An 18,062-nucleotide genomic window follows, 5' to 3' on the forward strand; every position below is an offset into this window, starting at 1 on the left:
AGAAATGCCTGATCGCGACGATCAGAACCGGGTCGACGGCGAGTCCGACGACATCATCGACGAACCCGTCAGCGTCGATACCACCGGCTTCGACATCCTCGGCACGCCGACCGCACAGGTCGCCGTTGCCCTTCCCGCACACGATGAGGACGACCTCGTCGATGACGACGTGCTGGCCGACGACATCGCGCTCGATGCTGCGGCATCCGCGCCGTCCGCTCGCCCCGACGTCCTCGTCGACGACGTGCACATCGTGCACGAGGACGACATCGAACAGCACGACGACGCCGCGCCGCACGTTGACGCTGTCGCACCGGTCGAGAGCGAGACCCGGGTCGAGCACGCGCACGAGGTCGACGAGGAGATCGCCGAGCCGGTCGATGCGCCCGAGCTGCCGATCGTCGACGACGTCGCACCGGTTTCGGAGCCGGTGCTGTTCCGCCGCCCCGATCTGCCCCCGGCAGAGCCTGCTGCCTCCGCCCGTCCGGCCGAGCCCGCCCCGGCCCGCGCGGCGGAACCGCTCGTGCCTGCGCCGGTCACCCTCGCCGCCCGCCGCGTGGAAGAACGCGACGCCACGCGGGAGACCCCCGATCTGCTCACGGCCGACCGTCTGCTGCAGCGCGACCGCCTGCCGCGCCGCGAACCCGAGGGTTCGTGGCCGCACTTCGTCTACGCGCTGAGCGGCGGCCGCATCCGGCTTGCCGACAGCAAGCGCGCGCGGGATCGCCGTGCCCTCGACGCCCGAATCGCCGCACCGCTCGATGGTGGCGCTCGGTTCGTGGCTGTGCTCTCCCGGAAGGGCGGCGTCGGCAAGACGACCGTCACGGCACTTCTCGGGATGGCCCTGGCCGACGCGCGGGAAGACCGGGTGATCGCCCTCGACGCGAACCCCGACCGCGGCACGCTCGCCGAGCGCGTGGGGCAGCCCAGCGGCAAGACCGTCCGCGACCTGACCGGGTCGCGCACGCGCGTGCACGGCTTCAACGAGATCTCCTCGATCGTCGTTCGCGACGAGACGCGCCTCGACGTCCTGGCGTCGGATGCGGACCCCCACATCTCCGAAGCGTTCGACGACTCCGACTACCGCGACGTCGCGGCCCTCGCGGCGCACTACTACTCCATCGTGCTCACCGACACGGGCACCGGCATCGTGCACTCCGTGATGAACGCGACGCTCGAAGCCTCCGATGCGCTGGTGATCGTCGCGGGTCTCAGCGTCGATGAGGCGCGCCTGGCGTCCGAGACTCTCACCTGGCTCGAGACGAACGGGTATCCCGAGCTCGCGCGTGCCGCGGTCGTCGTGTTGAACACGTCGCGTCCGGGCACGCCGCTCGTGCGTCAGGACGAACTGGAAGAGCACTTCCGTAGTCGCGTCCGCGCCGTCGTGCGGTTGCCCTACGACGCGCGCATCGCGACGGGCAGCGCGATCACGTTCCGTGATCTGCAGCCGGCGACCCGTCAGGCGGCGCGTGAACTCGCCGCTGTGGTCGTGGCGGGCATCGGTTCGGCGCCCGCGGTGGGCGCCGCGTGAGCGTTCGACCCATCCGCCTGTTCGGCGACCCCGTGCTGAAGTCACCGAGTGCGCCGATCGACGCCGTCGACGACGGCATCCGGGCACTCGTCCGAGATCTCGTCGACACGGTCGAGCTGCCGGGACGCGCCGGTGTCGCGGCGCCGCAGATCGGTGTGGGCCTGCGCGCGTTCAGCTACAACATCGACGGTGACATCGGCTACATCCTGAACCCCGTGCTCGTGGAGGTGTCGGGGGAGCCCGAGCTGACCGGTGAGGGGTGTCTTTCGGTGCCCGGTCTCTGGCACGACGTGATGCGGTACCCGCACGCGAAGGCCATCGGCACGGATCTCGACGGGAATGAAGTGGTCCTGGAGGGTGACGGGCTTCTGGCCCAGGCGCTCCAGCACGAGACCGATCACCTGGACGGAAAGCTGTACCTCGACCGGCTCGACCGAGAGCGACGCCGGGTCGCGCTCCGCGAAGTGCGCGAGAGCGACTGGTTCTGAGCGCGAGAAGACCCGCATCCGGAAGACGGATGCGGGCCTTTACTCCGGGTCAGGCGAGGGAGATGTTCGCGGTGTTCTCCGGAACGCTGTAGAGCGCGGCCACGTCGTCGGCGAAGTCGTCCATGATCACGTTGCGCTTGATCGACAGTTTCGGCGTCAGGTGCCCGCTCGCCTCGGTCCATTCCGTGGAGAGGATCGTGAACTTGCGGATCGATTCCGCCCGCGAGACCGTGGCGTTCGCCCGGTCGATGGCCTTCTGCACCTCGGCGCGGACGGCGTCGTCCTTCGCGGCTTCCGCGAGCGACATCGCCGGACGACCGCCGTTGTTCTGCAGCCAGGTGGGCAGCATCTCGGGGTCGAGGGTCACGAGCGCGGAGATGAACGGCTTCTGGTCTCCCACCACAACGACCTGACCCACGATCGGGTTCGCGCGGATCGGGTCCTCGAGCGCGGCCGGGGCGACGTTCTTGCCGCCCGCGGTCACGATGATCTCCTTCTTGCGTCCGGTGATCGTGAGGAACCCGTCGGCATCCAGTGAGCCGATGTCGCCCGTTTTGAACCAATCGCCGTCGAACGCGGCGGCGGTGGCCTCGGGGTTCCGCCAGTACTCCTTGAAGACGTTGATCCCGCGGACCTCGATCTCGCCGTCGTCGGCGAGCCGCAGTCCGACCCCCGGCAGCGACGGACCCACGGTGCCGATCTTCGACTTCGTGGCGAGGTTCACGGTCGCCGGCGCGGTCGTCTCGGTGAGGCCGTAGCCCTCCAGGATGTGCACGCCCAGGCTGTGGAAGAAGTGCCCGAGTCGCGGACCCAGCGGAGCAGAACCCGACACGGCGTACTGGATGCGGCCGCCCATCGCCTCGCGGAGCTTGGAGTACACGAGCCGGTCGAACAGTGCGAACTTCACCCGCATCGCGAGCGGTACCTTCGCGCCCTCCTGCTGGAGACGGGAGTGCTCGATCGCTGTGTGCGCGGCCGCGCGGAAGATCTTGCCTTTGCCGCCGGCCTCGGCCTTCTGCTCGGCGGAGTTGTAGACCTTCTCGAACACGCGGGGCACAGCGAGCAGGAACGTCGGGTGGAAGGAGCCGAGCGCCGCCAGCAGCTGCTTGGTGTCGGGCTGGTGGCCCGTCTTCACCCCGGCGTGGATGTTCAGGATGGAGATGAATCGCGCGAACACGTGCGCCGTGGTGATGAACAGCACGGTGGACGCGCCCTCGACCTCCACCACTTCGTGCAGCGACCGGGCGGAGTTGCGCGACAGCTCGACGAAGTTGCCGTGGGTGAGCACGCATCCCTTCGGCCGCCCGGTGGAACCGGACGTGTAGATGAGCGTGGCGATGTCGGCGGATTTCGCCAGCCCCCGACGGCGCGTGATCTCGTCGTTCGAGACGGAGGCTCCGGCCATGACCAACGCGTCGAGGTCACCCGAGTGCATCTCCCACGCGGTGCGGATGAGGGGCAGGTTCGCTCGAACCTCGCTCAGCCGCTCGGCGTGCTCGGCGGATTCGACCAGCACCGAGACGGCGCCCGAGTCCGACAGGATCCACTCGATCTGGCTCGACGAACTCGTCTCGTAGATCGGCACCATGACGGCTCCGGCGTAGAACAGCGCGAAATCGACGAGCGTCCAGTCGTAGGTCGTGCGGGCGAGGAACCCGATCTTGTCGCCGGGCTCGACGCCGGCCGACACGAAGCCCTTCGCGAGCGAAACGACCTGGCGTTCGAACTCGACGGCGGAGATGTCTCGCCATCCGTCACCGTCGGGCACGGCGAACAGCGGACGATCGGGCGTCGCAGCGACCCGGTCGAACAGCAGGTCGGAGACGTTGGCATCCGGATCGGCAGGGACGATCGCGGGGTTTTCGGATATTACGGCGCTCATTTTCGGCAGCTCCTTCGATACCGTGCGGGTCGCACTTATGAAACGCAAGTCTACGCAGGGGTGACACTGAGTCCCACAGTCCGGGCCCGGTAGGGCCGCCGTGTCCCGACGCAATAGGATTCTGGAGGCTCACGTCGCGGAAGGACACCAGCGTGCTCGCAGTGGGAATCGATATCGGCGGAACCAAGATCGCCGGGGGGATCGTCGACGAATCCGGCACCATGGTGCGCAGCATCCGGGTGCCGACGCCGGTCGATATCGCCGAGATCGAATCCGCCGTCGCCGCCATGGTGACCGATCTCGCCGCGGGGGAGCAGGCCGTCGCCGGCGTCGCCGCCGCGGGATTCATCGACCGCGACCGATCGAAGGTGTACTTCGCCCCGAACATCGCCTGGCGCGATGAGCCGCTGCGCGACCGCCTCGAGGCACTGACCGGGATTCCCGTCCTGATCGAGAATGACGCGAACGCCGCCGGATGGGCCGAATACCGTTACGGCGCAGGCGAGAACCTCAGCGACGTCGTGATGCTCACCCTCGGCACGGGCGTCGGGGGAGCCGTCGTCGTTGACGGCACGCTTCTTCGCGGCGGCCAGGGGAGCGCTGCCGAACTCGGCCACATGCGCGTGATCCCCGATGGCCGTACCTGCGGATGCGGACAGCGCGGCTGCCTCGAGGTCTACGGCTCGGGCCGCGCCCTGCAGCTCGAGGCCCGAGAGATCGCACAGGACGCCGAGTTCGGGATCGGCCAGGCTCTCGCCGAAGCCGCGCGGCGGCCGGAGGGTCTCACCGGTGCCGTGATTTCGCAGCTCGTGCAGGCGGACGATCCGGGTGCGCGAGAAGCCCTCCGCCGGATCGCGGTCGCGGTCGGAACCGCGTGCGGCAGCTTCGCGGCGATCCTCGACCCGCAGCGGTTCGTGATCGGCGGCGGAGTGTCGCAGCTCGGCGAGGTGCTGCTCGCGCCGATGCGCGACGCCTTCGCCGCGGCACTTCCCGCATCCGGTTCCTCACGTCCGATGGCGGATTTCGCCGTCGCCCGGTTGACCAACGACGCGGGGGTGATCGGTGTGGCCGACCTCGCGCGCCGGCGGTACCTCGGGGGGAACTGACCGATGTTCTACTGGCTGATGAAGTACATCGTGATCGGACCGATCGTGAAGGGCGTCTTCCGGCCCTGGATCGTCGGGCGACGTAACATTCCGGCCGAAGGCGCCGCGATCCTCGCGAGCAACCACCTGTCGTTCGCCGATTCGATCTTCCTGCCGCTGATGATCGACCGGCGGATGTCGTTCCTCGCGAAGAGCGACTACTTCACCGGCCGCGGTCTCCGCGGGTGGGCGACCCGTCTGTTCTTCAAGGCGACCGGCCAGATCCCCATCGACCGCTCGGGCGGCAAGGCCTCCGAGGCCTCCCTCAACACGGGCCTGCAGGTGCTCGGACGCGGCGACCTGCTCGGCATCTATCCGGAGGGCACCCGCAGTCCCGACGGCAAGCTGTACCGCGGCCGCACCGGGCTCGCACGCATGGCACTCGAGGCGCGCGTTCCCGTCGTGCCGGTCGTCATGGTCGACACCGACACGGTGATGCCGATCGGTCAGCGCGTCCCGCGTATCGGCCGCGTCGGCATCGTGATCGGCGAGCCGCTCGACTTCTCCCGCTTCGCCGGGATGGAGGGCGACCGCTACGTGCTGCGCTCCGTCACCGACGAGATCATGGTCGCGCTGCAGCGCATCGGGGCGCAGCAGTACGACGACGTCTACGCCTCCACGGTGAAGGATCGGGCGGCCTCGTCACGCGCGCCGGAGGCGGCTCTGCCCTCAGTAGACTGACGGGATGCTCACCTCGCTCGACCCGCTCGATCACTGGCGTTCCCTTCCGATCAAGCAGCAGCCGTCGTGGTCCGATGTCGACGCCGTTTCGGCGGTGTCCGCGGAAATCGCCACGCTTCCCCCGCTCGTCTTCGCCGGTGAAGTCGATCGCCTTCGCGAACGCCTCGCGCGCGCCGCATCCGGTCAGGCGTTCCTCCTCCAGGGCGGCGATTGTGCCGAGACGTTCGCCGGGGCCACCGCTGAACAGATCCGCAACCGCATCAAGACCGTGCTGCAGATGGCCGTCGTCCTGACCTACGGCGCATCCATGCCGGTCGTGAAGATGGGGCGGATGGCGGGACAGTTCGCCAAGCCCCGATCGAGCGACTTCGAGACCCGAGGCGATGTGACGCTGCCCGCCTACCGCGGCGACATCGTCAACGGCTACGACTTCACCGAGGCCTCCCGCCAGCCCGACCCGCAGCGTCTGCTGAAGGGGTACCACACGGCCGCGTCGACGCTGAACCTCGTCCGGGCCTTCACCCAGGGCGGGTTCGCCGACCTCCGCGAGGTGCACAGCTGGAACCGCGGGTTCGCGGCGAACCCGGCGAACCAGCGCTACGAGGGCCTCGCCACCGAGATCGACCGCGCCATCAAGTTCATGGAGGCGGCCGGTGCCGACTTCGACGAGCTGCGTCACGTCGAGTTCTACACGGGCCACGAGGGCCTGCTGATGGACTACGAGCGCCCGATGACGCGTATCGACTCGCGCACGCACACGCCCTACAACACGTCGGCGCACTTCCTCTGGATCGGTGAGCGCACGCGTGACCTCGACGGCGCGCACGTCGACTACTTCTCGAAGATCCGCAACCCCATCGGCGTGAAGCTCGGGCCCACCACCTCCACCGACACGGCGCTCGCGCTGATCGACAAGCTGGACCCTGACCGCGAGCCGGGCCGCTTGACCTTCATCACCCGGATGGGCGCGGGCAAGATCCGCGACGCCCTGCCGCCGCTTCTCGAGGCGGTCAAGGACTCCGGCGCGACTCCGCTATGGGTCACCGACCCGATGCACGGCAACGGGATCACGACGCCCAGCGGATACAAGACGCGGCGCTTCGATGACGTCGTCCACGAGGTACGCGGCTTCTTCGAGGCCCACCGCGCGGTGGGCACGTTCCCCGGCGGCATCCACGTCGAGCTGACGGGCGACGATGTGACGGAGTGCCTCGGCGGATCCGAGCTCATCGATGAGGCCGCTCTCGCCACTCGGTACGAGTCGCTCTGCGACCCCCGCCTGAACCACATGCAGTCGCTCGAACTCGCGTTCCTCGTCGCCGAGGAACTCGAGCAGCTCGAGCGGCACTGAGGCGAACCCGGAGAGGGAGGCGGTCGGCCTCCCTCCTCGGGATCACATCCCGCGGTCGCCGATACCGCCCGCGGGGACGATCTGCCGGATGCGGGCGAGGTCGTCGGCGGTGAGGACCACGTCGGCGGCGGACACGTTCTCGGTGACTCGACCGACGCTCCGTGAACCCGGGATGGGCACGATGTTCTCGCTCTGGGCGAGCAGCCACGCGAGTGCCAGTCCGGCGAGCGTGGTGCCCTTCTCCGATGCCAGCTCGGTGAGACGCGTGACCATCGACACGTTGGCGTCGTAGTTCTCCGGCGCCCACCAGCCGACGCCGCGACGGAAGTCGCCGGCGTCGTAGGCGTCGCGGGGCTGCACGGCTCCGGTGAGGAATCCTCGGGCGAGCGGCGAGTAAGCCACGAGGCCGATTCCGAGCTCGTCGAGGGTGGGGCGCAGCGACTCGGAGTCCCGCGAGAAGATCGAGTACTCGCTCTGCATGACGGAGATCGGGTGCACGGCGTGCGCGCGGCGGATATCGTCCGCATCCGTGTTGGACAGGCCCAGGTACAAGACCTTCCCGGCGGCGACGAGCTCGGCCATCACGCCGATGACGTCCTCTACCGGCACGGGCGGATCGGGGGCGTGCTGGTAGAGGACGTCGATGTGATCCGTCCCGAGGTTCGCGAGGCTCGTGTCGATGACCGCGCGAATATGGTCGGCCGAGGAGTCCCGTCCGAAGTCGTGCGTGAACCCGAACTTGGTGGCGATCGTCACCCGGTCCCGGATGGGGGCGAGCGCGGTGCCGAGGAGCTTCTCGCCGTCGCCCCATCCGTACATCTCGGCGGTATCGAAGTGGGTGACGCCGAGGTCGTGTGCGTGCCGGATGGCGGCGATGGATTGGGTGTCGTCGCTCGGGCCGTAGCCGATGGCGGTTCCCATCGCGCCGTAGGCGATGGCCGACGACTGGAAGCCCTGACGTCCGAGAGTGCGCGTCTGCATGTGATGTCCTTTCGGGGGTGGAGGTGTCACTATACGCCTCATATGGCAGAGTCTGACAGTTGTGTCGCGGTAAGCTCGACCTGTGACCTCACCGACTCGCTCTTCGAACCCGCTGCGCAGTGTCGCGCGCGAATCCGTGCGCGCCCATATCGCGGCGGTCGCGATGGACCTGTTCGCCGAGCGGGGCTTCGACCAGGTCACGGTCGAGGAGATCGCGGATGCGGCAGGCATCTCGGCGCGGAGCTTCCACCGCTACTTCCCCGCGAAGGAGGACGCGGTCATCGGCGATCCGACCCCGTGGGGCGAGTTCCTCCGCGACGACTTCGCGGCGCGGCCGGCGGATGCCCCGATCTGGGCGGCGCTGCACGCGTCGTTCGACGCGCTGCTGGAGACGGGCGGACACCAGGGCGAAGAGCACAAGCGGGGCCTGCGCGTGCTCGATAGCACAGCCTCGCTGCGCGCCCGACACCTCGAGAAGCATCTGCTGTGGGAGGCGATGCTCACTCCGCTGGTCGAAACCCGGTTGACGGGTTCGCAGAAGCCCCTTCGTGCCCGTGTCATCGTCCGGGCGGCGATCGCCTGCTTCGATTCCGCGCTCTCGGCCTGGAGTGCGGCGGATGAGGCGCGGAGCCCCCGGGAGCTGCTCCGGACGGCGTTCGCCCAACTCGACGACACGGAACAGCCGCCCCGCTCGCGCTAGCGGTTACACCCGGCCGATCTGCCCGTCCCGGCCCCGGCCCCGGCGGGTTCGGGGCACGAAATGTCGTTTGGGGCACGATAATCGCGCCCCAAACGCAGAATCGTGCCCCAAACCACAGAGGGGTGGCCAGGTGTCAGCCGGAGACGTTGAAGCGGAGCGAGATCCGCGTGCCGCGTTCGACCATCGCTCCCGCGCCCGGGTCCTGGGCCTCGACCTCGGTCGAGCCATTGGGGAAGAGGTCCCAGGTCGAGAGATAGTCGGCGCTGAAGCCGGCGGCGGAGAGCGTGCTCTTCGCTTCGTCGCGCGTGAGGCCCTCGACATCCGGAACGCGGAAGAGCTCCGGGCCTTCGGAGACGATGAGGGTCACGGTGTCGCCCGGGCGCCAGTCGCCCCCGCCGTCGCGTCCGGCGATGCCGATGACGTTGCCCTTGTCGACGTCGTTCGAGAACTGCGACTGCCGGTCGGCGGAGACGACGAGATCGACCCCCTCGAGGGTTCGCACCGCGTCCTGCACCTTGAGGCCCGACACATCCGGCACCGAGCCGCGGGACACGAGCAGCGAGGCCGTGTCGCCCTCGTAGACGGTGCAGCCGTTGGTGCAGTCGACGGCCTCGCCGGAGGGACGGGCGACGGATGCCGAGACCACCGTGCCGTCGGCCGCGCCGGTGAAGACGTACGCCGGGTCGGACACGGTCACCTTCGCCTGCTGCAGGGTGGCGGTCGCCGCGTCGAGGGTGGTGCCGGTCAGCGGGCCGAGGTCGTGCGGCTGAGGACCGATCGACACGATCACGCGGACGGTCGAGTCCTTGTCCAGCCGATCGCCGCTCCCGGGTTCCGTGCGGATGACGAGACCGGTTTGGACGCTGAGGCTGTACTCCTCGCCCCGTTCGGCGATCAGTGTCTCCGAGAGGAGGGCGGCGCTGGCATCCTCGTAGCTCAGGCCCTCCACCGCCGGGACCGCGACGAGAGAGCCCGGACCCGAGCCGAACCACCATCCGGTTCCGCCCGCGATCGCGGCGAGCAGGATGACGAGAGTGAAGAGCCACCCGCCCTTCGCCGTTCGCCGACGCGCGCGGCGTCGCAGGAGCGTTGCGTTGTCGGTGTCGTCGGCGACCGCCGTCGGCCCGGTCAGCGAGGCCGGCATGGCCCGGGTGAGCTCACCCGAGTCGTATCCCTCTTCGGCGACAGCCGTGCCGACGGCGAGCGTCCGCGCGACCTGTGGTGCGACACCGAGCTCTCGCTCGATGTCGCGCAGGCGCCGCAGCATCTCGTCGGCGTCGACCGGACGGGCATCGGGGGAGCGTTCGGTCGCCCACAGGACGAGCTCGTCGAGTTGCTCGGGCACACCCGGGTTCTTCGCGCTCGGCCGGGGCACGGAATCCGTCGCGTGCTGATAGGCGATCTGCATCGGCTGCTCGCCCTTGTACGGCTGCTCGCCGGTGAGCATCTCGTAGAGCATGATGCCGAGCGCGTAGATGTCGCTGCGCGCATCCGCGCTGCCGCGGGTGACGAGCTCGGGCGCGAGATACGCGATCGTGCCCAGCAGCATCTGGCCGCTCGCGGTGTTCGCGGTCGTCGCGCGGGCCAGGCCGAAGTCGCCGATCTTGATGCGGCCGTCTTCGGCGAGCAGGACGTTCTCCGGCTTGACGTCGCGATGCACGATGCCCGCGCGGTGGGCGGCGGCGAGGCCCGACAGGATCGCGTCCATGATCGTGATCGTCTGCGGGATCGACAGACGTCGATGTTCCTTCATGAGGTCGCGGAGCGTGATGCCGGGCAGGTACTCCATGACCATGTAGGCCATGTCGTGGTCCTGTCCCTGGTCGAACACGTTGACCACGTGCGGGTCCGCGAGGCGCGCCGCGGCGCGTGCTTCCTGGATGAACCGGCTCTGGAAGACCGTGTCGTCGCTCAGATGGCCGTGCATGACCTTCAGCGCCACACGTCGCTCGAGCCGCATATCGGTCGCCACGTACACGGTGGCCATGCCGCCGCGGGCGATCCGCGCGCGCACGCGGTAGCGGCCGTCGACCAAACGGCCGATCAGCGGATCCGCGCGCTGGCCCGTGTTCACGCTCAGAGTCTACGGATGCGGGACTGTGAGCCCGGGCAGCGGCTCGCCCCCAACGCGGGGAATTCCCGGCTCAGCCGAGAACGCTCAACCAGGTTGTCGCCGGCTGCTCCCACTGCGCGTAGCGGTCGGGGTAGGCGGAGATCTGCACCGACTGCGCCGCATCCGCGTACGGCATCGACTCCCAGCCGGGAATGTCGAGCAGCCCCCGCGTGAGCGTTCCGTTCGGATCTCCCGCGCCACCGAAGAAGGCGCGCGTCGCCCGGTCGGGATCGCGGACCTGGTCGGCCGTGCCCCATCCGCTCGCCGGTCGCTGCTGGAACAGTCCCTCCGAGTCGCGGTCGCCCCAGTCGAGGTTGCGGAGCCAGGACTCCTGCATCGCCGTGCCCAGCGCGATGACGATGCCCCGGTCGGACACCCCGAGTTCCCGACCGATCCGGATGATGAGCTGCGCGTTGGCGATCTGCTCGGCGTCCAACTCGAGAACCGGAGCGGCGGCAGCGGGTGCGGGGGCGGCGGCTGCGGCGGGTGCGGACGGCGCCGCCGCGGTCGGGAGGGCGATGGTCTGCCCGGGGTAGATGATCGAGTCCCAGGTGAGACCGTTCGCGGCGAGCACGGCCTGCGCCGTCGTTCCGTTCCGTGCCGCGATGCCGCTGATCGTGTCACCGGCCTGCACGGTGTGCGCGGCCGTCGCGGACGGCGGCGCCGGAGCTGGCGCAGAGACGGGGGCCTGCAGCTGCAGGAGATCGCCCGGGTGGAGCACCGAGTCCCACCCCAGGCCGCTCCAGGCCAGCACATCGGCCGTGCGTAGTCCGTATCGGCCGGCGACGCCGCTCACGGTGTCGCCGGAGACGACCGTGTGGGTCGCCGGGGGAGCGACGGATGCGGGCAGCGCGGTGGGAAGCGGGCGTGCGTCGTGTGAGGCGAGCGTCCGCGGTTCGGCAGCATGACCGATCGCGGGGTGCAGGGCCAGAGCCACACCGCCGGCGAGGGCGGAGAGGCCAAGCGCGGCGGTGCGGGGGCGTACGAGGGCGTGCGAAGACATGGGCGTCCTCCTCATGGTGGATCGTCCTTCCGGGGGTTCGGCCACCCTGACATCGGTCGATAACGGTGTCAACGGATGTGAAGGATGTGACAGATGAGAAAACTGTCATCCGCGGTGCCATGCCCGCGCGTGTCGTTGCGGATCCGCTGCCGCGTGGGGAAGCGGAGCAGCGGGTGAGATAGTTGAGGGGTGACCGGCGACAACGACACCCGAATCCCCACCGACTGGTTGGCCATGCCCGACCTCGTGGAGGCGACCGGCGAATCGCTCAGTCGCGTCCGGAGGTACATCGACGAGGCGTACCTGATCGGCTCGCGTCGCAACGGCCCGTTCCAGGTTCCGGCCATCTTCCTCGTCGACGGAGTGCCGCTGAGCTCGCTGCGCGGAACCATCATCGCGATCCGGGATGCCGGTCTCACCGACGACGAGGCGATCGACTGGCTGCTCGAGCACGACGAGGCGATCGGACAGGCGCCGATCACGTCGTTGCTGCAGGGCCGGAAGAGCGAAGTGCGCCGGGTCGCGCGCACCCTCTGACCCGTCCGGAACGGTGACGGCCCTGCGTCACCGCGCGGGCGGTCAGGCCGATCGGGCCGTGGCCGCGCGCGCGAGGTCGCGGAGTTCGCCCACCGCGGCGTTGCCGAGAGGTGCGCCCGAGAGCGCACGGTCGGCCTGACGGGCGAAATCCGCGATCAACTGCTCGACCCGTTCGAGGGCACCGCTGTCGACGATCGTGCGCTGCAGCGCCTCGATCTGCGCGACCTCGAGCGCGGGATCTCCGATGAGCTCGTCGAGAACGGCGCGGGTGCCCGCGGGCAATGCCTCGCGGGCGTACGCGACGAGCACGGTGCGCTTGCCCTCGCGCAGGTCGTCGCCCGACGGCTTCCCCGTTTCGGCCTCATCGCCGAACACCCCCAGCACGTCATCGCGCAGCTGGAAGGCCATCCCGACCGGATGACCGAAGGCGCTCAGGGTCGACAGCTGTCCCTCGTCCGCCCCCGCCAGCGCCGCGCCGATGCGCAACGGCTGCTCGACGCTGTAGCGCGCCGACTTGAGCGAGGCGACGCGGAGCGCTCGTTCCGCGTGCCGCTCGTCACCCTCGGTGAAGTACGCGGATTCTTCGGCGATGTCGAGGAACTGCCCGACCGTGACGTCGCGCCGCATCCGCGCGTACTCGGTGCGGGCGGATGCCGCCGCCTCCGGCGATGCCCCCCGCAGCCCCGCCTCGAACAGGTCATCGCTCCACGCGACGAGCAGGTCGCCGGCGAGGATCGCCGACGAGCGCCCGAAGGACTCGGCGTCGCCGGCCCACTGCCGGCCGCGGTGGTGCGCCTCGAACGCCCGGTGCGCCGCGGGGCGTCCGCGGCGGGTGTCGGAGTTGTCGATGAGGTCGTCGTGCACGAGCGCGGCGGCGTGGAACACCTCGAGGGATGCCGCGGCGGCGATCACGCTCTCCGGGATCTCGACATCGCGCGATCGAGCCTCGGCGACGGCGCGCCATCCGGTCAGGCAGAAACGCGCGCGGAGGCGTTTTCCGCCCTGTACTGCTCCTGCGGTAGCGGTGACGAAATCGCCCGCATCCGAACCCATCTCCGTCGTATCCCGCGATTGGGATACGAAGAAGTTGTCCAGACGCTGGGAAACCGCCTCGATCGCATCTGACATCCTCGACACGGGCCTAGCCTAGTCAGAGCGCCGACGCGTAGACTTCGGCATAACCGTCACCCAAGGGGGATGAATGCCTCTCTCCGAACAAGAGCAGCGCCTGCTCGATGAGATGGAACGCCATCTCATGAGCAACGACGCCGATGTCGTCAGCGCTCCTCAGGACGGTCGCTCGCTCAGTTACCGAAACATCGTCTACGGCACGATCCTCGTGCTTGCGGGGCTCGGTGGTTTGATCGTCGGCCTGTCCACTCAGCTCATCGTCGTCGGAGTCGTCGGGTTCGTCCTGATGCTCGGTGGAGTCATCCTCGCCGTCACCCCGACGCGATCCGTGCGTGCGCCGGCGTCCGCCGCCCCCGCGACCGGAGCGCCGAAAACTCGGACGAATGCCTCCTTCATGGATCGCATGAACGATCGCTGGGACCGCCGCCAAGAAGGCCGCTGACCCGCACACACCGCTTCTGAAAGCGCCGCCCCCTAGGGGGCGGCGCTTTTTTGCGTGCGCGGGGAGGATCCGCCCAGATCGGCCGACGAATGAGTAGTGAAGTGGAGGGAAGTGGAGTAAAGTGGTGATTACCTCACACGTGGGCCGGACGAAGGAGGGGGGAATGCGCACATGCTGCTGGGAACTCACACCCCCAAGCTCGACGACAAAGGTCGCGTCATCCTCCCGGCCAAGTTCCGTGACGACCTCGGAGACGGCGTCGTGATCACCCGCGGTCAGGACCGCTGCCTCTACGTCTTCAGCGAGGCCGAGTTCGAACGGGTGCACGAGCGCATCCGCGAGGCCCCGCTCAGCAACAAGCAGGCCCGCGACTTCCTGCGCATGTTCCTCTCCGGCGCGAGCGCCGAGAAGCCCGACGGCCAGAACCGCGTGACGATCCCGCCGGCGCTTCGCGCCTACGCCGGACTCGACCGCGAGCTCGTCCTCACGGGTGTCGGCGCGCATGCCGAGATCTGGGACGCCGACGCGTGGAACTCCTACACCGAGACCAACGAATCCGCCTACTCCGAACTGGAGCAGGAGGTGATCCCGGGCCTCTTCTGAGCCCCTCGGTCCTGACTCCCAGCCGCCCCCGCCCTGACGCACTTCCCCCGTGTCAGGTAGGCGAGCGGATGGGGATCAGGACCGAGGGATCCGGCCCCTCATCATGACTCTCCGCGACATTCACACCCCGGTCATGCTCGAGCGCACCGTCGAGCTCCTCGCTCCGGCCCTCCGTGCGCCCGGCGCCGTCTTCGTCGATGCGACCCTCGGCATGGGCGGACACAGCGAGGCGTTCCTCGAGAGATTCCCCGAACTCCACGTGATCGGCCTCGACCGCGACACGGACGCGCTTCGCATCGCGGAGGAGCGCCTGGCGCCCTACGCCGATCGGACCACCTTCGTCCACACGGTCTACGACGGCATCGCGGACGCGGTCGTCGGGGCCGGTGTGCCGCGCGTCGACGGCATCCTCTTCGACCTCGGCGTGTCCTCGCTGCAGCTCGACGAGGCGGACCGCGGGTTCGCCTATGCCAAGGACGCGCCGCTCGACATGCGGATGGACCAGAGCAGCGGCACGACCGCGGCCGACGTGCTCGCCAGCTACTCGGAGGGCGCGTTGCGCCGCATCTTCGAGCGCTACGGCGAAGAGAAGCTCTCCGGACGGTACGCCCGCGCGATCCTCGCGGCGCGCGACGAGGCGCCCATCGAGCGGTCCGGTCGACTCGTGCAGATTCTGGATGCGGCCACCCCCGCCGCGCTGAAGAACGCCGGCCACCCCGCCAAGCGCGTCTTCCAGGCGCTGCGCATCGAAGTGAACGGCGAACTCGCCTCCCTCGACCGGGCGATCCCGGCGGCGCTCGACGTGCTCGCAGTCGGCGGTCGCATGGTCGTGCTCTCGTACCAGTCGCTCGAGGACCGCTTCGTCAAGCGCGAACTCGCCCGCGCCTCCGCATCCACCTCGCCCGCGGGCCTGCCCGTCGAGCTGCCCGAGCACGCGCCCCGCTTCCGGCTCCTCGTCAAGGGCGCCGAACTCGCGGACGACGCCGAACGCGCGCGCAACCCGCGCGCCATCCCCGTGCGCCTGCGCGCGGCCGAACGCATCAGGGAGATCGTATGAGCGTCGCCGCCGCACCCGTGGACTTCGTCTCCGCGATCCCGTTCGAGGAGGAGACCGGACAGCGCGACCCCGGTCGCGGCCTCCGCCCGCTCGAGCAGCCGGTGCGCCGGCGCCGCCCGCGTCTGGCCTACGGCATCCTGGCGGTCGCCGGCGCGATCGCGATCGCGGGCGCACAGATGCTCTTCTCCGTGCTATCCACGCAGAGCTCGTTCGAACTCTCCGCGCTCACCCAGCAGCAGCGGGAGCTCACCTGGCAGAAGCAGATCCTGTACGACGAGGTCGCAGGTCTCAGCTCTCCGCAGTACCTCGCGGCCAATGCGACGGCGCTCGGCATGGTCATCAACGAGTCGCCGAGCTACCTGCGGCTGAGTGACGGAGCCGTGCTCGGCAGCCAGCAGGCATCCGTCTACACGTCGTCGATCGATGCTCTCGGTCGCGGCGCGGTTGCCAACGCCCTGATCGCGCAGACGCCGCTCGTGACCGCCCCGGACGCCACGATCGACGGTGTGCAGGCGCCCGCCGTCGATCCGGCGACGACCGACCCGACCGCGACCGATCCGGCGACACCCCCGGCGCTGACCGACGGACTGCCCACCCCCACGACACACTGAGACCATGACGACGCGAAGCACTCGAAGCCCTCGCCGCCGCACCGTCGTCGCTCTCGCGGTGGTTCTGGCGGTGCTCGTCGTCTTCGTCGTCCGGCTGGTCGACATCCAGGTGGTCAACGCCCGCGAGCACGTCGACGACTCGCTCGCGATGGGCATCGGCGCATCGACCACGCTGTACGGCACGCGCGGGTCGATCGTCGATACGAACGGGCAGACGTTGGCCGGCAGCATCCTGCAGTACGACGCCGAACTCGACCCGAGCAACGTCGGTCCGATCACACGGACGGATGCGACGGGCGCCAAGGTCGAGGTGGACTGGCCGACGCTCGCGGCCGAGATCGGTGCAATCACCGGGCAGACGCCGGAAGACGTGCAGAAGATCGTCGCGGATGCCCTCGCGGTGAACCCCGACTCGCAGTACGCCGAACTCACGAAGGGGCTGTCGACCGAGAAGTACCGCGCGCTGGCAGACCTCGGGATTCCGTACCTCTACATGAAGCAGCATCCCGCGCGGACCTACCCAGACGGTGCCGTCGCCGGCAACCTCGTGGGCTTCGTCGGCAGCGGCGGTGATCCGCTGGAGGGGCTGGAAAGTTCCCAGAATCAGTGCCTGACGTCCACGAACGGCGAACGCATCTACCAGCGCGGCAAGGACGGCGTCGTCATCCCGGGCACCGAGCAGATCACTCCGGCCGTCGACGGCGGTACGCTCTCGCTCACTATCGACCGCGACCTGCAGTGGTACCTGCAGCAGCTGATCGCCGAGCAGACGCAGAACCAGAGCGCGCAGCACGGCCAGATCATGGTTGTCGAGGCGAAGACGGGCAAGATCAAGGCGGCCGCCGAGTATCCGACCGTCGACCCCAACAACGTTTCCGCCACCCCGGAGGCCGACCGCAGCAGCCGCATCTTCCGCGGCGAGTTCGAGCCCGGTTCGACGTTCAAGGCGCTGACCGCGGCGACCGCGATCGACACGGGCGCGGCGACGCCGACGAGCACGGTCACCGCATCCGGACGCGAGACCTTCCCGAACGGCGCGCGCGTGACGGACGCGATCTCGCACGGGCCGACGAACTACACGCTCGCGGGCGTGCTCATCGACTCGTCGAACGTCGGCATCTCGAAGTTCGCCGAGAAGGTTCCGGTCGAGACGCGCTACGACTACCTGCAGCGCTTCGGCATCGGGCAGGTGAGCGGCGTGGGCTTCCCGGGGGAGGCCGACGGCGAGCTCCGGCCGGTGTCCGACTGGGACGACCAGACGTTCTACAACACCTCGTTCGGACAGGGCGTCGCGACGACGCTCCCGCAGCTCATGGGCGCGTACCAGGCGATCGCCAACGACGGCGTGAAGGTGCCGCTCTCGCTCGTGCAGTCCTGCACGCACGCCGACGGCACGGTCGAGACACCGGATGCGGGCGCCTCCACGCAGGTCGTCAGCGCGTCGACGGCCCAGCAGGTGCGCGAGATGCTCGAGAACGTCGCCGTCCAGGGCGGCAACGCGCGAGCGATCGCGATCAACGGCTACCGGCTCGGGATCAAGACAGGTACCGGTGAGATCTCGGAGAACGGCGCCTACAAGAACGGCGTGTACTTCACGACGATGATCGGAATGGCGCCCATCGACGACCCCCAGTACATCGTCGCCGTCACCCTCGATCAACCCACTGCGGTAAGGTCGTCAGCGGCCAACGCGGCCGCCTTCCAGCAGGCGATGACCCAGGTCCTCAAGACCTACCGGGTGATGCCCTCCGACTCGCAGCCCGTACTGCTGCCGAAGACCGGCTGACCGGCCACGCGCCCGCACCA

The 18,062-nt window shown here is 69.1% G+C and carries 17 protein-coding genes; 12 read left to right on the forward strand and 5 right to left on the reverse strand.

Going from position 1 to position 18,062, the window contains the following annotated elements; genetic code table 11:
• The first annotated feature begins 4 nt into the window (after nt 1-4).
• Together LQ938_RS06205 and def are read left to right on the forward strand one after the other, a co-directional pair.
• A complete protein-coding gene (locus LQ938_RS06205; RefSeq protein WP_223721479.1) occupies nt 5-1,531 on the forward strand; it encodes a MinD/ParA family ATP-binding protein in 1,527 nt (508 codons plus the stop codon).
• Nucleotides 1,528-2,019, forward strand: a complete 492-nt coding sequence (gene def / locus LQ938_RS06210; protein WP_223721478.1) for a peptide deformylase — start codon at nt 1,528-1,530, stop codon at nt 2,017-2,019. Before LQ938_RS06205 ends, def begins: the two co-directional genes overlap by 4 nt.
• A gap of 49 nt (nt 2,020-2,068) precedes the next feature.
• Here the strand turns inward: def and LQ938_RS06215 are convergent, their stop codons facing one another.
• Nucleotides 2,069-3,901 carry an AMP-dependent synthetase/ligase gene (locus tag LQ938_RS06215; RefSeq protein ID WP_223721477.1) on the reverse strand — a complete coding sequence of 611 codons (1,833 nt, stop codon included), beginning with the start codon at nt 3,899-3,901 and terminating at the stop codon, nt 2,069-2,071.
• Nucleotides 3,902-4,053: 152 nt separating this feature from the next.
• Between LQ938_RS06215 and LQ938_RS06220 the strand changes: the two genes are divergently transcribed.
• The 3 genes from LQ938_RS06220 to LQ938_RS06230 are packed head-to-tail and all read left to right on the forward strand — an operon-like array spanning nt 4,054 to nt 7,078.
• Nucleotides 4,054-5,007: an ROK family glucokinase gene (locus LQ938_RS06220; protein WP_223721476.1), complete on the forward strand. Its 954-nt coding sequence runs from the start codon at nt 4,054-4,056 to the stop codon at nt 5,005-5,007.
• A 3-nt stretch (nt 5,008-5,010) separates the two neighbouring features.
• Nucleotides 5,011-5,727, forward strand: a complete 717-nt coding sequence (locus LQ938_RS06225) for a lysophospholipid acyltransferase family protein (RefSeq protein WP_223721475.1) — start codon at nt 5,011-5,013, stop codon at nt 5,725-5,727.
• A 4-nt stretch (nt 5,728-5,731) separates the two neighbouring features.
• The gene (locus tag LQ938_RS06230; RefSeq protein WP_223721474.1) at nt 5,732-7,078 is read left to right on the forward strand and encodes a class II 3-deoxy-7-phosphoheptulonate synthase; all 1,347 of its coding nucleotides are present in this window, start codon (nt 5,732-5,734) and stop codon (nt 7,076-7,078) included.
• Nucleotides 7,079-7,120: 42 nt separating this feature from the next.
• Here LQ938_RS06230 and LQ938_RS06235 read toward each other — a convergent pair whose 3' ends face one another.
• Entirely contained in the window at nt 7,121-8,059 is a 939-nt protein-coding gene (locus LQ938_RS06235; RefSeq protein WP_223721473.1) for an aldo/keto reductase, read from the reverse strand.
• A gap of 82 nt (nt 8,060-8,141) precedes the next feature.
• On the opposite strand from LQ938_RS06235, the gene LQ938_RS06240 reads away from it, so the two are divergent.
• Nucleotides 8,142-8,759 (forward strand): TetR family transcriptional regulator, encoded by a 618-nt coding sequence (locus tag LQ938_RS06240; RefSeq protein WP_223721472.1) that lies wholly within the window; start codon nt 8,142-8,144, stop codon nt 8,757-8,759.
• Nucleotides 8,760-8,892: 133 nt separating this feature from the next.
• Here LQ938_RS06240 and pknB read toward each other — a convergent pair whose 3' ends face one another.
• Together pknB and LQ938_RS06250 are read right to left on the reverse strand one after the other, a co-directional pair.
• The gene (gene pknB / locus LQ938_RS06245; RefSeq protein WP_223721471.1) at nt 8,893-10,833 is read right to left on the reverse strand and encodes a Stk1 family PASTA domain-containing Ser/Thr kinase; all 1,941 of its coding nucleotides are present in this window, start codon (nt 10,831-10,833) and stop codon (nt 8,893-8,895) included.
• 70 nt (nt 10,834-10,903) lie between these two features.
• Nucleotides 10,904-11,875 carry a LysM peptidoglycan-binding domain-containing protein gene (locus tag LQ938_RS06250; protein ID WP_223721470.1) on the reverse strand — a complete coding sequence of 324 codons (972 nt, stop codon included), beginning with the start codon at nt 11,873-11,875 and terminating at the stop codon, nt 10,904-10,906.
• A 189-nt stretch (nt 11,876-12,064) separates the two neighbouring features.
• Between LQ938_RS06250 and LQ938_RS06255 the strand changes: the two genes are divergently transcribed.
• Nucleotides 12,065-12,412 (forward strand): Rv2175c family DNA-binding protein, encoded by a 348-nt coding sequence (locus LQ938_RS06255; protein WP_374197459.1) that lies wholly within the window; start codon nt 12,065-12,067, stop codon nt 12,410-12,412.
• Nucleotides 12,413-12,454: 42 nt separating this feature from the next.
• Here the strand turns inward: LQ938_RS06255 and LQ938_RS06260 are convergent, their stop codons facing one another.
• Entirely contained in the window at nt 12,455-13,549 is a 1,095-nt protein-coding gene (locus LQ938_RS06260) for a polyprenyl synthetase family protein (RefSeq protein ID WP_374197458.1), read from the reverse strand.
• Nucleotides 13,550-13,613: 64 nt separating this feature from the next.
• Between LQ938_RS06260 and LQ938_RS06265 the strand changes: the two genes are divergently transcribed.
• The 5 genes from LQ938_RS06265 (at nt 13,614) to LQ938_RS06285 (ending at nt 18,042) form a co-directional block, all read left to right on the forward strand.
• Nucleotides 13,614-13,985, forward strand: coding sequence for a DUF3040 domain-containing protein (locus LQ938_RS06265; protein WP_223721469.1), 372 nt, complete (start codon nt 13,614-13,616; stop codon nt 13,983-13,985).
• Nucleotides 13,986-14,156: 171 nt separating this feature from the next.
• A complete protein-coding gene (gene mraZ, locus LQ938_RS06270; protein WP_223721468.1) occupies nt 14,157-14,588 on the forward strand; it encodes a division/cell wall cluster transcriptional repressor MraZ in 432 nt (143 codons plus the stop codon).
• A 103-nt stretch (nt 14,589-14,691) separates the two neighbouring features.
• On the forward strand, nt 14,692-15,645 hold the full coding sequence (gene rsmH / locus LQ938_RS06275; RefSeq protein WP_223721467.1) for a 16S rRNA (cytosine(1402)-N(4))-methyltransferase RsmH: 954 nt from the start codon (nt 14,692-14,694) through the stop codon (nt 15,643-15,645).
• Nucleotides 15,642-16,256: a hypothetical protein gene (locus tag LQ938_RS06280; protein ID WP_223721466.1), complete on the forward strand. Its 615-nt coding sequence runs from the start codon at nt 15,642-15,644 to the stop codon at nt 16,254-16,256. The genes rsmH and LQ938_RS06280 overlap by 4 nt, the downstream gene beginning before the upstream one ends.
• 4 nt (nt 16,257-16,260) lie before the next feature.
• Nucleotides 16,261-18,042 (forward strand): peptidoglycan D,D-transpeptidase FtsI family protein, encoded by a 1,782-nt coding sequence (locus tag LQ938_RS06285; RefSeq protein WP_223721465.1) that lies wholly within the window; start codon nt 16,261-16,263, stop codon nt 18,040-18,042.
• Nucleotides 18,043-18,062 lie beyond the last annotated feature (20 nt).

Source organism: Microbacterium sp. cx-55, from assembly GCF_021117345.1.
Classification (GTDB): Bacteria; Actinomycetota; Actinomycetes; order Actinomycetales; family Microbacteriaceae; genus Microbacterium.

Coding starts and splice junctions, on each gene's coding strand:
- LQ938_RS06205 (WP_223721479.1), top strand. CDS start 5: ATGCCTGATCGCGACGATCAGAACCGGGTCGACGGCGAGTCCGACGAC.
- LQ938_RS06215 (WP_223721477.1), bottom strand. CDS start 3,901: ATGAGCGCCGTAATATCCGAAAACCCCGCGATCGTCCCTGCCGATCCG.
- LQ938_RS06225 (WP_223721475.1), top strand. CDS start 5,011: ATGTTCTACTGGCTGATGAAGTACATCGTGATCGGACCGATCGTGAAG.
- LQ938_RS06230 (WP_223721474.1), top strand. CDS start 5,732: ATGCTCACCTCGCTCGACCCGCTCGATCACTGGCGTTCCCTTCCGATC.
- LQ938_RS06235 (WP_223721473.1), bottom strand. CDS start 8,059: ATGCAGACGCGCACTCTCGGACGTCAGGGCTTCCAGTCGTCGGCCATC.
- LQ938_RS06250 (WP_223721470.1), bottom strand. CDS start 11,875: ATGTCTTCGCACGCCCTCGTACGCCCCCGCACCGCCGCGCTTGGCCTC.
- LQ938_RS06265 (WP_223721469.1), top strand. CDS start 13,614: ATGCCTCTCTCCGAACAAGAGCAGCGCCTGCTCGATGAGATGGAACGC.
- mraZ (WP_223721468.1), top strand. CDS start 14,157: ATGCTGCTGGGAACTCACACCCCCAAGCTCGACGACAAAGGTCGCGTC.
- rsmH (WP_223721467.1), top strand. CDS start 14,692: ATGACTCTCCGCGACATTCACACCCCGGTCATGCTCGAGCGCACCGTC.
- LQ938_RS06280 (WP_223721466.1), top strand. CDS start 15,642: ATGAGCGTCGCCGCCGCACCCGTGGACTTCGTCTCCGCGATCCCGTTC.
- LQ938_RS06285 (WP_223721465.1), top strand. CDS start 16,261: ATGACGACGCGAAGCACTCGAAGCCCTCGCCGCCGCACCGTCGTCGCT.